Here is a 14,115-nt window from a genome sequence, read left to right as displayed (position 1 = left end):
CCCCCCAGCCCCGCCACAAACGCGGCGCCGGCGAATTTCCACAGTCGATGGAATCGGAGCAGTGCCACGGCCGCCTCAGTAGATCATGCCCGGGACTTTCGGCAGCACCGCGCCGACCGCCTTGGCGTAGTCGTTCCACTTCGCCTTGAGATCCGCCACCACGTCGGGCCGCTGCACGGCAACGTCGTTGGTCTCGCCGCGATCCGCACGGATATCGAACAGCTGCCATTCGCCGTTGGCCGGTCCGAACGGCGGCTCGATCCACGTGGCCTTCCAGTTGTCGGCGTAGACATAGGTGCGGCCATACAGCTCTTCCGCAAACGTGGCGCGTGCAGGACCGGTGGCCTTGCCTTGAAGCGTCGGCAGCAGCGACAGCCCGGTGATCGGATACACATTGCGGCCGTCGTACACCACCTTGCCCGCATTGCGGTTGACCCCCTTGCTGTCATAGAGCGGCGCAGCCGGCGTGCTGGGCGCGGCAACGCCGGCGATGTCCAGGAACGTTGGGGCCAGGTCCACCACATGCGTAAAGGCATTGAGCTGCGCCGCCTGCTGGGCGGGTGCGCTGCCGGGCAGCTTCACGATGGTGGGCACCGAGTGACCGCCCTCGGCCGGGAACGACTTCCAGAGGCGGAACGGCGTGGCGCTGACCTCCGCCCAGCGCTGGCCGTAGTCGAGGTTGCCGGACCCCTTGTACGCCGTGGTGCCCAGCGTCGGATAGACGGCCGGGTCCGCGTTCTTCGCGTCGTAGCTCTGGTCGTAGTTGCCACTGAACTCGTAGTAGCTGGCCTCCGGCCCGTTATCGCTCTGGAACACGATCAGCGTGTTGTCGTACTCGCCGATATCCTTCAGGTGCTGCACCAGGCGGCCAACGTTGTCGTCCAGGTTCTCGACCATGGCCGCGAAGATTTCCATGTAGCGGGCCTGGGCGCGCTTCTCGTCGGCGGTCAGGCTGTCCCACTTCTTGTTGGCATTCGCCACGCGCGTATCCACGCCGCCCTGCGCGGCGCTGTTGGTCGACGTGATGTAGTTGGCCGATGCCGTGCCCCAGTTCGCGCTCTTCGGCGTCACGGCAAGCGTTTCGTCGCGCCCTGCGTTCGGCGCGAAGTCGGCCGGAATCAGCCCCAGTGCCTTCTGCCGCGCCAGCCGCGCCGCCCGGATGGGCTCGTAGCCAGCATCGTAGACGCCCTTGTAGCGGTCGATGTAGGCCGCCGGCGCCTGTAGCGGCGAATGCGGCGCCTGGTAGGTCAGGTAGGCGAAGAACGGCTTGCCGTCGGCATTCCTGCCGGTGCCCGAATCGATGTACTTGATGATCGTCGACGTATAGAAGTCGGACGAGAAGAAGTTGGTCGTGTTCGGCGTCACGTAGTGGTCGTCTTCCACATAGGCGGTGCTGCCGTTGCGCCCAAAGTGATCGCCACCGCCGGCCAGCAGTGCATAGCTCTTCTCGAAACCCCACGACACCGGCGTCTGGCCCGGCGACGTCGTGCCGACGCTTGCGCCCTGGTTGGTGGCGTTGGGCAGCCCGCTGCCCAGATGCCATTTGCCGGCCATGTACGTGTGATAGCCGCCGTCCTTGAGCAGTTGTGCGATGGACAGCGCGCGATCGTTCAGATAGCCCTCGTAGCCGGGCTTCGGCACATTGTTCTCGTCGACGTAGTTCACGTCGGTGGTAGCCATGGTGCCCTGGCCTACCAGGTGGTGGTCGGTGCCCGAGATGATCATCGAGCGCGTCACCGCACACACCGCCGCCGTGTGATGGTTCGCCAGGATGCGGCCCTGCCTGACCAGTGCATCCAGGTTGGGCGTGCGGATTTCGCTGCCAAAGGCGCCCAGGTCCGAATAGCCGAGGTCGTCGGCCATGATGAAGATGATGTTGGGCTTCTTCGTCGCCACCGTTGTCGGTGCCGGATTGTTGGACGACGTTGTCGGCGTGTCGTCGCTGCCGCAACCGCTCATCAGCGCGATGGCCGTGGCGCACAGGCCTGCCAGCACGCGGCGTGCCGGGGTGTTTCGGTAACTATGGGACGCTGCTGTCGTTCTTGTCATACGCCTCTCTCCTGAACCGCATCTTTTAAGGAAAGGGGTCATGCTAAGAACCCGGCATGCCGCGCCGAACGAATGTTTTTGCCTATCGATATTCGTGCAGCGCACCACAAGATGCGCTTGACGCGCGCAAACGGCAGGCTATATAACGAACGCGTGGGTAGAAGCGGTCGATCGAACAGCAGCGGCGCAACGCCGCGACGTTCATCTGGAGATTGCTCACTGACGGAGTTTCTGTCAGTGGCGCCATGACCCGACCGGTCCCACCTCCCTGACAGGACTCCAAGTCTTTCACCAGAGTCATCGTTAGGGGATCTCAATGATCATCGACACCAGCTGTTACCCGACCAACCTGGTCGACCTGGCCTGGCGGCACGACGGCGATCCGTTCACCGGCGAGCGCCTGATCCAGATGATGGACGGCCCGTTCACCATCAACGGCAAGCCACGCCGCATCGATCGCGCATTCATCCAGCCCCCGCAAGGCAACACCATTTACACGTACACCGATGGTGTGCAATCGGGCGCCGAGTCCATCGATTCGTACATGGCGTACACGCGCGAGATGGTGGCGAAGTATCCAGACCGCTTTATCGGCTGCTTCGTCTACAACCCGCGCTGCGGCGTGGAAAACGGCGTCAACGCGATGGAACATTACGTGAAGCGGCTTGGCTTCAAGATGGTCCAGTTCCAGGCCAACATGCACGCCTACCGGCCCGACCGCGCGCTGGACTGGCTGCGCCCGGCGCTGCAGAAATGCGCGGAGCTTGGCGTGCTGGTCAAGCTGCATACCGGCGACGGGCCCTACAGCATTCCTACCGAATGGGTGCCGATGATCAAGGAATTCCCGACCGTGAACTTCATCATGGCCCACTTCGGCGTGCAGACCGGCGGCGTCTACTGCTTCGAGCCGTTCCAGATGGCCATGGACATGCCCAACGTCTATTGCGAATCCGGCTGGTGCCTGCAGTCGCGCATCGTCGAGTTTGCCAAGGTGCTGCCGAAGCACAAGATCCTGTTCGGCTCCGACACGCCGCCCAATGAACCCGGCATGTGGCTGCGCCTGCTGGAGGTGCTCTGCTTCGAACCGCCGCAAGGCCTCAATCTCGACGAAGACACGCTGGAGGATTACCTCGGCAACAACGTCGCCCGCATGATCGGCCTGGAGCCGACGCCCGTTCCGCGCACGCTCGAAGAAGCGAAGGCGCGGCTGGCCGCATGACGCGGACGAGCCAAACGAGATTCCGACGGAGCACACGCACATGATTATCGATACCCACCTGCACCCGACCAACCTCGTCGACGAGGCCTGGCGCCACACCGGCGAGCCGTTCAACGGCGAGCGCATGCTCAAGATGATGGACGGCCCGTACATGATCAACGGCAAGCCGCGCCGCATCGACATGGGCTTCATCCAGCCGCCGCCCGGCAATACCGGCTATCGCGACGGCAACCGGCGCGGCCGCGAGGGCATCCGCGACTACATGGCCTATGTGGCAAGCCTGTGCCAGAAGTACCCTGACCGCTTTATCGGCAACTTCACGTTCAACCCGCGCTGGGGCCCGGAAGAAGGCGCGCTGGAGCTGGAATTCCATATCAGGGAATACGGCTTCAAGATGCTCAAGCTCCACGCCAACATGCACGGCTACCGGCCGGATCGCGCACTGGACTGGCTGCGGCCCGCCATGAAGGTCTGCGCCAAGTACAACATCGTGGTGCTGATCCACACCGGCGACGGCCCGTACACGATCCCGACGATGTTCTATCCGGTCATCCGCGAGTTTCCGATGGTCAATTTCATCATCGGCCACTTCGGCATCCAGACCGGCGGCAACTATTCGTTCGAGGCCTTCTGGATGGCAATGGATACGCCGAACGTGTATTGCGAGTCGGGCTGGTGCTTCCAGTCGCGCATCGTCGAGTTCGCGCGGCAGCTGCCACGCGACAAGATCGTGTTCGGCACCGACACCCCGCCGAACGAGCCGGGCATGTGGCTGCGCGAGCTGGAAATGCTGTGCGGCCCCGCGCCGCAGGGCATGGATCTGGACGAGGACGGCCTGGAAGACTACATGGGCAACAACATCGCCCGGCTGGTCGGGATCGAGCCCACCGCGCCGCCGAAGACCCAGGAAGAAGCCCAGGCGCGTCTGAAGGATACGTACGCCAGCACGCGCTGACGCGTCCCGCAGCGCATACCTGACCCATCCTTCCCGTCTGGTCACGTGCGGGCGCCACCACGGTGGCGTCCGCGCGCGGCAACGGTTTCCCGTTGGAAGTTCCCAAGCGGAGCCATGCCATGACTGCAGCAAGCCTGTCCTTGCCGGGGTTCGACGATACCTCGCAGGACTTTCACGCCTTCCTGGCCGCCTATCGCGCGGCTTTCCCCGACGATGTCCTGAACGTGCGCGAGCCGGTCACCGCCAACCAGGAACCCACCGCGCTGGTCTGGGCGCTCGCGGCCCAGGACCGCCACCCGATCATCCAGTTCGACGATGTGGCGGGCCTTGGCGCCCCGCTCGTCACCAACCTGTTTGCGTCGCGCGAACGCGTCGGCCGCATGCTGGGCGTAACGCCGGCCGGCATCCATGCCGAATACCAGGCGCGCAGCCGGCGGTTGATGGCGCCGCGCGTGCTGGAGTCTGGCGCCGTCACCGGCATCGTGCAGGAACAGGTGGACCTGACCACGCTGCCCGCGATCCGGCATTTCGCCACCGACCGGGGGCCGTACATCACCAATGCCATCCTGATTGCCGAAGATCGCGAGGCCGGATCCGGCAACGCCAGCTATCACCGGTCGATGCTTCACTCGCCCACCGAAATCGCCACCAGCCTGCATTCGCGCGGGCACCTGTGGCGCATGTACCAGCGCGCGGCCGAGCTCGGCAAGCCGCTGCCGGTGGCCATGGTGATCGGCGCCCATCCGCTGTTCATGCTCGCCGGCGCAGCACGGCTGCCCTACGGCGTGGACGAGCGGCACGTAGCCAGCGGGCTGTTCGGCGCGCCGCTTGAGGTGGTGCGCACGCCGCGCTACGGCATCGCGGTGCCCGCGCACGCGGAGATCGTGCTCGAAGGCGTGCTGGACCCATCGGCCCGCGTCGAGGAAGGGCCGTTCGGCGAGTTCACCGGGTACTCATCAGACCGCTCCACCAACAACCTGCTGCGCGTGGAAACGGTGATGCGGCGCAGCGACGCGTGGCTGGTCGATGTAGTCGGCGGCAATTCGGCCGAACACCTGAACCTGGGCCGTATCCCGCGCGAGTCCGAAATGGTGGAAAAGCTGATGGAGCGCTTTCCGTCGGTTACCGCCGTGCACTACCCCAGCTCCGGCACGCACTTTCATGCCTACGTGGCGCTGCGCCAGTCGCGCCCCGGCGAGGCACGGCAGGTCATGCTGGGTCTGCTCGGCTGGGACCCGTACCTGAAGACCGTGGTGGCCGTGGACGCCGATGTCGACATCACGCGCGACGAGCAGGTGCTGTGGGCCATCGCCACGCATCTGCAGCCGCATCTCGATGTGGTGATCGTTGACGGGCTGCCCGGCAGCGCGCTCGACCCGTCCGCATCGGGTGTGGGCACCACATCGCGCATGGGGCTGGACGCTACGCGCGGGCCGAACTTCGACGGCATCCGCGCACGCATCGACCCCGACGCCATGGCGCGCGCTGCCGCCCTGCTGGCCCGCCTCGATACGGGAAAACACTGACGCGGGAACACACCCCGCGCAAACACGACGCAAATTCCGGCGCCCGACGGCATTGATCGGCTGACCCGATCGATTAATCCGCACGGCCCATTTACCCAATGTCCGGTGGCTGGCATGCTGCCCTGACAAGACACACGCAGGTGGCGAAAACGTGGCGGCAGACCACGGGGGGCGGCACTGCAGCCCCTTCGACCAACCATGCGGGCAGTTCCGGCCTGGAAGACGAAGGAGACAGCATGATCCCCCAACCCACTTCGCATGGGATCGACGCGGTGCATCCGGTCGATGAAGTCTTGCCCCCGCTTCGCCTGGCCGCGCTCGGCCTGCAGCATGTGCTCGTGATGTATGCGGGCGCCATCGCCGTGCCGCTGATCATCGGCGGCGCACTGCACCTGCCCAAGGAACAGATCGCCTTTCTGATCGCCGCCGACCTGTTCTGCTGTGGCCTGGTCACGATGATCCAGAGCATCGGCATCTGGAAGATCGGCATCCGGCTGCCCGTGATGATGGGCGTCACGTTCACGGCCATCGCACCCATCATCGCCACCGGATCGAATCCGTCGCTAGGCCTGCCTGCCGTGTTTGGCGCGGTGATGGTGGCGGGCGTGTTCACGTTCGTGGCCGCACCATACGTGAGCCGGCTGATTCGCTGGTTCCCGCCCGTGGTGACCGGCACGGTGGTGCTGGTGATCGGCATATCGCTGATGCGCGTGGGCGTGAACTGGGCGGCGGGCGGCAATCCCACGCTCAGCACGCCCACCGGGCCGGTGCCCAACCCCGCCTACGGCTTGCCGGTACACCTTGGCATCGCCACCGTGGTGCTGCTCACGGTGCTGGGCATGATCGCGTTCTTCAAGGGCTTTCTGTGCAATATCGCGGTGCTGATCGGCATTACCACGGGCTTCGTGATCGCCGTTGCCATCGGCAAGGTCAGTTTCACGGGGGTTCATGCGGCCAACTGGGTGGCGCTGATCACGCCGTTCCACTTCGGATGGCCGACATTCGACCTGATGACGTCGGTCACGCTATGCGTGGTGATGGTGGTCATCATGATCGAGGGCGTGGGCCAGTTCCTGGCGCTGGGCGAGATCGTCGACCGTCCTGTCACGCCCGACGACCTGGCGCGCGGCCTGCGGGCCGACGGCGTGGGGGCGCTGGTGGGGGCCGTGTTCAACACGTTCACCTATACGTCGTACGCGCAGAATGTCGGGCTGGTACAGGTCACCGGTGTACGCAGCCGCTGGGTCTGCGCCACGGCCGGCGGGATCCTGATCGTGCTGGGCTGCCTGCCCAAGCTGGCGTTCTTTGCCGCGTCGATTCCCCAGTACGTGCTTGGCGGCGCGGCATTGGTGATGTTCGGCATGGTGGCCGCCACCGGCGTGCGCATCCTGGGCCATGTCGATTTCGTCGAGAACAAGAAGAACGCGTACATCGTGGCGGTCAGCCTGGCGCTGGGCATGATTCCGCTGGTGGCCGACAGGTTCTTTGCGCAATTGCCCGACCTGGTTGCCAGGTTCTGCCAGAACGGCATCCTGCTGGGCACGTTGTGCGCGGTGCTGTTGAACCTGCTGTTCAACGTGCGCGGCACGCAAGCGGCACCGCAGATGCTGACGAAGAAGGTGGCGTGACCAACGCTGGGCGGTGATGTCCTCCGCTCTTCCGCCTGCGGGAGAGCGGAGGAAGGTACTACTTCCCCAGATCGCTCCGATGCCGCATCAGCAGGTCGCGGAACGACTGCGCCGGTGGCGACAGTGACCGGTCTGCATGCGTAAGCAGCGAGATCTCGCGCGAGATCACCGGGTCCTGCGGCATCACGGCCACCAGCCCCAGCGACGACGTGAGCCGCGTGACCGCCGTGCTCATCACCGCGATGCCCAGCCCCGCGTCGACCATGCCCACCATCGTCAGCGGCAGGTACACCTCGTGTACGCGCGCCAGCGAGATGCCGCGCATCGCCAGCGCCGCGTCAAGGCAGTCACGGATAGGGTTGCCGCGATGCGGGCCGATCACCGGCAGCTTCGCCACCTCTTCCCATGTCAGCTCGCGGCGGCGTGCCAGCGGATGGCTGGGCGGCATCACGATCACGAATGCATCGGTCGACAGCCGGTGCGCCGCCAGGTCGGGTTGCCCTTCCGGAATGGTGCCGATACCGAAGTCGACTTCGCCCGCGCTGACCATGCGCGGCACCTCGTCTTCGGCCACGTCATGCAGTTCCACCTTCACGCCCGGATGTCCCACGCAGAATTCGCGGATAAAGCGCGGCAGCATCAGCGCGGCCTGGATGGACGAGGCGGCAATCGATACGCGCCCCCGCCCCAGCGTGCGCAGATCGGCGGAGCTGTCCAGCACGCTGTCGATATCGGCGACGGCCTTCTTGACCATCGGCAGCAGCTCGGCGCCCGCCTGGGTGATCTGCATCAGCCGCGTATGGCGGTCGAACAGCTTCAGGCCAAGGTTGACCTCCAGTTCATGGATCAGGGCACTGACCGACGATTGCGAAAGATTGAGCTTCTCGGCCGCTCGCGTGAAGTGCCGCTCCTCGGCCACGGCGACAAATGCGCGCAGCTGGCGCAGCGATACGTTCATGTTGGTTGGCATGTCTCCCCTGCTCTGTTGTGTGGGTCACGGCAGTCGATTCAGAGGGTAACACGATCAATAAATCCGGTTACGGGCATTTACCGATGACGGTGCAGCCACCATCATGGTTTCACGGTCAGCGACAACGGCGCCCCGCCACACCGCGCGCACGGGCCACAGGCATTCCCCCAAAAGGAGTCAAGATGAGAGCGTTCGAATACCTCGAACCCGCCACGCTGGCCGAAGCCTCGGCGCTGCTGCATCGCAGCGGCGGACGCGCTAGCGTGCTGGCCGGCGGCACCGACCTGCTCGTGCAGATCAAGGAGTCGCACCGGCAGCCCGCGCAGGTCATCAACATCAAGAAGATCCCCGGCATGGACGTGCTGGCCTTCGATCCCGTCGAAGGGTTGCGCATCGGCGCGCTGGTCGCCACGCGCGAAGCCGAGACCTCGTACGCGGTGCGCCGCCACTACGCCAGCCTGGCCCGTGCCGTGACCGACTTTGCGTCGATCCAGGTGCGCAACCGCGCCACGGTGGTCGGCAATGTCTGCCGCGCCTCGCCCTCCGCCGATTCGCTGGCACCGCTGATTGCCGACCGCGCATCGGTACACCTCTATGGTTTGCAGGGCTCCCGCTCGATGCGGGTGGAGGATTTCGTGAAGGGTCCCGGCAAGACTGCTCTGGAGCCGGACGAACTGGTGTCGCGCATCACGATTCCCGCCCCGGCGCCACACACGGGCAAGGCCTACCTCAAGCACGGGCGTCGCGTGCAGATGGAGCTGGCTACGGTGGGCGTGGCGGTCTCGATCACGGTCGAACACGGGCAGTGCACCGACGTCGGCATCGTGCTGGCTGCCGTCGGTCCCACGCCGATCCGCGCCCGCCATGCCGAAGCAGTGCTGCGCGGCCACTCCCTCAGCGACGCACTGGTGCTGCAGGCCGCGCACGCCGCCATGCAGGACGCACGTCCGATCAGCGACGTGCGCGCCAGCGCCGACTACCGCCGCGAGATGGTCGGCGTGCTGACGCGCCGTGCCATCGCCCAAGCCCTGGAGACCCTGTGATGCGCAAACTGATCGAAGTGGAAATCAACGGCGAGCCGCGCGAGCTTGCCGTGGAACCGCACAGCACGCTGCTGGACGCGCTGCGCTACGACGCCGGCCTGACCGGCACCAAGAAAGGTTGCGATGTTGGCGAATGCGGCTCGTGCACGATCCTGGTTGATGGCAAGCCAATGAACAGCTGCCTGATGCTGGCACCCGAGGCACATGGCCGGAAGATCGTCACGATCGAGGGCATCCAGCCCCATGCCGATGCCGTACACCCGATCCAGGAACAGTTCATGCGCTGCGGGGCCGCCCAGTGCGGCTTCTGCACGCCCGGCTTCGTGGTGGCCGCCAAGGCCCTGCTCGACGCCAATCCGAACCCCACGCGCGACGAGATCCGCTTTGCCATCGCCGGCAACATCTGCCGCTGCACCGGCTACACCAGGATTGTCGAGGCCATCGAGCAGACCGCCGAAGACCTGCGCCGCCTTCCCCAATGCCACTGCGCACCGGAGACCGTACGATGACCCACGCCGTGATCGGACACAGCGTCAAGCGCACGGACCTGCTCGACAAGGTCACCGGCAACGCGAAGTACGTCGCCGACATGCCGATGGCCGGGTTGCTGCACGCAAAGATGAAGCGGTGCAACGTGGCGCACGCGCGCATCCGTCGCATCGACACATCGGCCGCGCTGGCGCTGCCCGGCGTCAAGGCCATCCTGACCCACGAAAACGTGCCGCGCGTGCTGCACGCCGGGTCGCCACATCCGCGCTCGGCGTCGGTCACCTGTGACCAGTACATCCTCGATGACAAGGTGCGCTACTGGGGCGAAGGCGTCGCGGCCGTGGCCGCCACCAGCGAGGAGATTGCAGCGCGGGCCGTGGAACTGATCGAGGTGGAATACGAGCCGCTGCCGGCGCTGTTCGCCGTGGAGGATGCCGCCGCACCGGGCGCGCCGCTGATCCATGACCGCGAACCGGGTGGCAACCTGGTGCTGCCGCCCGTGCGCATCGAACGCGGCGATGTCGACCAGGGCTTTGCCGACGCGGACTTCATCCTCGAAGGCGTCTACGAAGGCGGCCGGCCCACCCCGGCCTATATGGAGCCGAACGTGCTGACCTGCAAATGGGACGGCAACGGCAACCTGACCGTGTGGATCTCCACGCAGACCGCCTTCATGGTGCGCGGCATCATGGCCGAGGTGCTGGGCCTGCCGCTGCACAAGGTGCGGGTGCTGGTAGACCACATGGGCGGCGGCTTCGGCGCCAAGCAGGACCTGTTCCAGAGCGAATTCCTGTGCGCGCTGCTGGCACGCGAGACGCACCGGCCGGTGCGCATGGAGTACACGCGCGAGGAAACGTTCCTGGGCGGGCGCACCCGCCATCCCGCCCGGATCTGGTTGCGCCAGGGCTTTCGCAACGACGGCACGATCACCGCGCGCGAGGCAAAGGTCGTCTTCAATTCGGGCGCCTATGGCTCGCACGGGCCTGGCGTGACCAATGTGGGCACGGCAGCCATGGTTTCGCTCTACCGCTGCGAGAACGTCAGGCTCGAAGGCCGCTGCGTCTACACCAACAGCCCGATTGCCGGGGCATTTCGCGGCTACGGCGTGGTGCAGACCTACTACGCCCTGGATATCCAGATGGACGAAGCCGCGGAACGCCTGGGCATGGACCCCGCCGAACTCAAGCTCGGGAATGCCGTGCGCGAAGGCGATATCGCGCCGTCAAACCACCCGCTGATCGGTCGCGGGCTTGAGGCCTGCATCGCCCGGGGCATGGAGGCGGTGGACTGGAAGGCCCGCCGCGCGGCCACGCGCCAGCAGCACGGCGCCATCCGGCGCGGCTGGGGCGTAGGCTGTGAAATGCACGGCAGCAGCGCCTATCCCGGTATCAAGGAACAGGGCAATGCCATCGTCAAGATGAACGAAGACGGCACCGTGGTGCTGCTTACGGGCGCCGCCGGCCTGGGCACCGGGGCTCACACCGCCCTGGCCCAGATCGTGGCCGAAGAGCTGGCGATCCCGTTCGAATCGGTTTCGGTCGTCCATGGCGACACCGACGTGGTGCCGTGGGACATCGGCGCCTTTGCCAGCCACACCACCTACATGGTGGGCCGCGCTGCGCAGATGGCCGCCGGCGAGATCAAGACGCAGTTGCTGGCGCGGGCGGCCAGGCAGATGGAGGCCGAGCCCGACGCACTCGATATTGCCGATGGCGTGATCTCGGTACGCGACCGGCAGGGTCCGACGATGACCGTGCGCGAGGCTGTCATGCCGCGCAAGGGTCTTCCTGCCGCGCAGTTCGTCGGCACCGCCACCTATCACCCGACCAAGTCGTACTCGTTCGCCGCGCATTTCGTGGAGGTCGAGGTCGATACCGAGACCGGCTTCATCACGGTCAGGCAGGTGGTACCTGTGCACGACATTGGCAAGGTCATCCACCCCGTGGCGGCGGCCGGCCAGATCGAGGGCGGCATCCAGCAGGGCATCGGCCATACGCTCTACGAGGATTACCAGATCGACATGGGCACGGGCCGGTCGCTCAATGCCAACTTCGTCGACTACAAGATGCCGCTGGCGATGGACATGCCCGAGATCCACACGATCCTGCTCGAAGCCGCGCCCGACCCCGGCGGGCCGTTCGGTGCCAAGGGCGTGGGCGAGGACCCCATCGTTGCCATCGGGCCGGCCATCGCCAACGCGGTCTTCGACGCCATCGGCGTGCGCTTCCGGCATTACCCGATCAAGCCCGAACAGGTGCTGCAGGCGCTGGCCGCCAGACGCGCGGCGGAGGCCCGGCCATGAGCGCGCCCCGGCGGCTGGTGGTGGCGATCACCGGTGCCAGTGGCGCGGCATACGGGGTGCGGCTGCTGCAGGCCATGGGCACGGCCGATGGCTGGGAAACCCATCTGGTCTGCTCGCCATCGGGCCTGCTGACGGCGCATCACGAAATGGGCCTGCAGCGGCGTGACGTGGAAGCGCTGGCCGACGTGGTGCATAACGTGCGCGACATCGGCGCCAGCGTGGCAAGCGGTTCGTTCCGCTGCGACGGCATGGTCATCGCGCCGTGCTCGATGCGCACGCTGGCCGCCGTTGCCACCGGCATGGCCGACAACCTGGTGACGCGCGCCGCCGACGTCATGCTGAAGGAACGCCGCCGCCTGGTGCTGCTGGCGCGCGAGACCCCGCTGCATCTGGTGCATCTGCGCAACATGACCACGGTGACCGAGATGGGCGCCATCGTGATGCCGCCGGTGCCGGCCTTCTACACCCATCCACAGAGCGTCGACGACATCGTGGGCCACACCGTCGGCCGCGTGCTGGACCTGTTCGGCGTCGAGCATGCCGGACTGGTGGCGCGCTGGTCCGGCATGCGGCCGGCGCTTGCCGCAGTGCATTCCGATATCACACCCAGGGAGACACCATGACCGAAGCCCAACGCAACCTGCCGCCGCAACTGCCGCCCGTGCCCGTCACGATCCTGACCGGCTTCCTCGGGGCCGGCAAGACCACGCTGCTGAATCACATCCTGACGCAGAAGCACGGGCACCGCATCGCGGTGATCGAGAACGAGTTCGGCGAAGTCGATGTCGATTCCGACCTCGTGCTGACATCCGACGAAGAGATCTACCAGATGACCAACGGCTGCATCTGCTGCGTGGTCGACGTGCGGACAGACCTGGTGCGCATCCTGCAGAAGCTGCTGGAACGGCCTGAGCGGTTCGACCATATCCTGGTGGAAACCAGCGGCCTTGCCGATCCCACGCCCGTGGCCGCCACCTTCTTCATGGACAACGAGGTGGCGAGGCAGGTCACGCTGGACGGCATCCTGACGCTGGTCGATGCCGTGCATATCGAGGCCCATCTCGACGACCCGAAGCTCTCGGGCTTCGACAACCAGGCGGTGGACCAGATCGTGGCGGCCGACCGCATCATCCTGAACAAGTCGGATCTGGTCTCCGCAGCACGGCTCGATGCCCTCGCGCACCGGCTGCAGCACCTGAACGAGGGCGCGCAGATCCTGCGGTCGAACTACGCGCAGGTGGACCTGTCACGCATTCTCGGCATCGGCGGCTTCACGCCGGGCATGGCGCAGTTGCCGGAAGACGCGCACGACCATCACCACGGCGCGCACCACGATGCGGGGCATGACCCGGACCACGTCTGCGACGAACTTTGCGAGCACGCCCATGACGACGACGAGCACGCCCACCGGCACGATCCGTCGGTGACTTCGGTGTCCCTGCTGTTTGACGCGCCGTTCGATCGCCAGCGGCTGGAGCATGCGCTGCGTGCGTTACTGGCGGCGCAGGGCGACGACGTGTTCCGCATGAAGGGCATCGTGGCCGTGCAGGACGACGACCGCCGACATGTGCTGCAGGCCGTGCACCGGCTGATGGACTTTCATCCGGCTGATACCTGGGGCACGACGCCACGGGAAAGCAAGTTCGTCTTTATCGGCCGCAATCTGGACCGCGCACGGCTGCAGACACTGCTGCGCGTGTGCCAGCCCGCGCAGGTAGCGGCCTGAATCGGCGGCAATCGCTCTGGGACCCCGTCAGGCATGACGGGTGATTGATGGCGCGGCCTGTCTCACGCGGCCGCGCCTTTTTTTCTGTGGCGGGTACGGGACGCGCCTGCCCTCTCCCCGCCCCTTTCCCCGTCCCTCTCCCGCAGGCGGGAGAGGGAAGACCCCAGCACGCATACTGAACGCTCGTCGTTTGCTCCTTCGCCGAGGG

At 66.0% G+C, this 14,115-nt stretch carries 11 protein-coding genes; 9 read left to right on the top strand and 2 right to left on the bottom strand.

Annotated elements, in window-relative coordinates:
• Positions 1 to 75: 75 nt before the first annotated feature.
• On the bottom strand, positions 76 to 2,049 hold the full coding sequence (locus A9J21_RS26100) for an arylsulfatase (RefSeq protein WP_066740764.1): 1,974 nt from the start codon (positions 2,047 to 2,049) through the stop codon (positions 76 to 78).
• Between the two features lie 316 nt (positions 2,050 to 2,365).
• On the opposite strand from A9J21_RS26100, the gene A9J21_RS26095 reads away from it, so the two are divergent.
• From A9J21_RS26095 to A9J21_RS26080, 4 genes are all read left to right on the top strand, one after another.
• The gene (locus A9J21_RS26095; protein ID WP_066740763.1) at positions 2,366 to 3,268 is read left to right on the top strand and encodes an amidohydrolase family protein; all 903 of its coding nucleotides are present in this window, start codon (positions 2,366 to 2,368) and stop codon (positions 3,266 to 3,268) included.
• A gap of 40 nt (positions 3,269 to 3,308) precedes the next feature.
• Positions 3,309 to 4,223, top strand: a complete 915-nt coding sequence (locus A9J21_RS26090) for an amidohydrolase family protein (protein WP_066740761.1) — start codon at positions 3,309 to 3,311, stop codon at positions 4,221 to 4,223.
• 119 nt (positions 4,224 to 4,342) lie between these two features.
• Complete coding sequence (locus A9J21_RS26085) at positions 4,343 to 5,749, top strand: UbiD family decarboxylase (RefSeq protein WP_066740759.1); 1,407 nt, start codon at positions 4,343 to 4,345, stop codon at positions 5,747 to 5,749.
• Between the two features lie 236 nt (positions 5,750 to 5,985).
• A complete protein-coding gene (locus A9J21_RS26080) occupies positions 5,986 to 7,377 on the top strand; it encodes a nucleobase:cation symporter-2 family protein (RefSeq protein WP_066740796.1) in 1,392 nt (463 codons plus the stop codon).
• Positions 7,378 to 7,435: 58 nt separating this feature from the next.
• On the opposite strand, the gene A9J21_RS26075 is transcribed toward A9J21_RS26080, so the two are convergent.
• The gene (locus tag A9J21_RS26075) at positions 7,436 to 8,335 is read right to left on the bottom strand and encodes a LysR family transcriptional regulator (RefSeq protein ID WP_066740794.1); all 900 of its coding nucleotides are present in this window, start codon (positions 8,333 to 8,335) and stop codon (positions 7,436 to 7,438) included.
• A gap of 194 nt (positions 8,336 to 8,529) precedes the next feature.
• On the opposite strand from A9J21_RS26075, the gene A9J21_RS26070 reads away from it, so the two are divergent.
• From A9J21_RS26070 to A9J21_RS26050, 5 genes are read left to right on the top strand one after another with little or no spacing between them, the layout of a single operon-like run.
• Entirely contained in the window at positions 8,530 to 9,390 is an 861-nt protein-coding gene (locus tag A9J21_RS26070) for a xanthine dehydrogenase family protein subunit M (protein WP_066740757.1), read from the top strand.
• Positions 9,390 to 9,899, top strand: a complete 510-nt coding sequence (locus A9J21_RS26065; protein WP_066740756.1) for a (2Fe-2S)-binding protein — start codon at positions 9,390 to 9,392, stop codon at positions 9,897 to 9,899. The genes A9J21_RS26070 and A9J21_RS26065 overlap by 1 nt, the downstream gene beginning before the upstream one ends.
• Complete coding sequence (locus A9J21_RS26060) at positions 9,896 to 12,181, top strand: xanthine dehydrogenase family protein molybdopterin-binding subunit (protein WP_066740754.1); 2,286 nt, start codon at positions 9,896 to 9,898, stop codon at positions 12,179 to 12,181. Before A9J21_RS26065 ends, A9J21_RS26060 begins: the two co-directional genes overlap by 4 nt.
• Entirely contained in the window at positions 12,178 to 12,804 is a 627-nt protein-coding gene (locus tag A9J21_RS26055) for a UbiX family flavin prenyltransferase (RefSeq protein ID WP_066740752.1), read from the top strand. Before A9J21_RS26060 ends, A9J21_RS26055 begins: the two co-directional genes overlap by 4 nt.
• Positions 12,801 to 13,907, top strand: a complete 1,107-nt coding sequence (locus tag A9J21_RS26050; protein WP_066740750.1) for a GTP-binding protein — start codon at positions 12,801 to 12,803, stop codon at positions 13,905 to 13,907. Before A9J21_RS26055 ends, A9J21_RS26050 begins: the two co-directional genes overlap by 4 nt.
• Positions 13,908 to 14,115: the final 208 nt, after the last annotated feature.

This window comes from Cupriavidus sp. D384, from assembly GCF_001652915.1.
Lineage (GTDB): Bacteria > Pseudomonadota > Gammaproteobacteria > Burkholderiales > Burkholderiaceae > Cupriavidus.
This window is presented reverse-complemented; position numbering and strand designations above follow the sequence as displayed.

Coding starts and splice junctions, on each gene's coding strand:
- A9J21_RS26070 (WP_066740757.1), top strand. CDS start 8,530: ATGAGAGCGTTCGAATACCTCGAACCCGCCACGCTGGCCGAAGCCTCG.
- A9J21_RS26055 (WP_066740752.1), top strand. CDS start 12,178: ATGAGCGCGCCCCGGCGGCTGGTGGTGGCGATCACCGGTGCCAGTGGC.
- A9J21_RS26090 (WP_066740761.1), top strand. CDS start 3,309: ATGATTATCGATACCCACCTGCACCCGACCAACCTCGTCGACGAGGCC.
- A9J21_RS26050 (WP_066740750.1), top strand. CDS start 12,801: ATGACCGAAGCCCAACGCAACCTGCCGCCGCAACTGCCGCCCGTGCCC.
- A9J21_RS26085 (WP_066740759.1), top strand. CDS start 4,343: ATGACTGCAGCAAGCCTGTCCTTGCCGGGGTTCGACGATACCTCGCAG.
- A9J21_RS26100 (WP_066740764.1), bottom strand. CDS start 2,049: ATGACAAGAACGACAGCAGCGTCCCATAGTTACCGAAACACCCCGGCA.
- A9J21_RS26075 (WP_066740794.1), bottom strand. CDS start 8,335: ATGAACGTATCGCTGCGCCAGCTGCGCGCATTTGTCGCCGTGGCCGAG.
- A9J21_RS26060 (WP_066740754.1), top strand. CDS start 9,896: ATGACCCACGCCGTGATCGGACACAGCGTCAAGCGCACGGACCTGCTC.
- A9J21_RS26065 (WP_066740756.1), top strand. CDS start 9,390: ATGCGCAAACTGATCGAAGTGGAAATCAACGGCGAGCCGCGCGAGCTT.
- A9J21_RS26080 (WP_066740796.1), top strand. CDS start 5,986: ATGATCCCCCAACCCACTTCGCATGGGATCGACGCGGTGCATCCGGTC.
- A9J21_RS26095 (WP_066740763.1), top strand. CDS start 2,366: ATGATCATCGACACCAGCTGTTACCCGACCAACCTGGTCGACCTGGCC.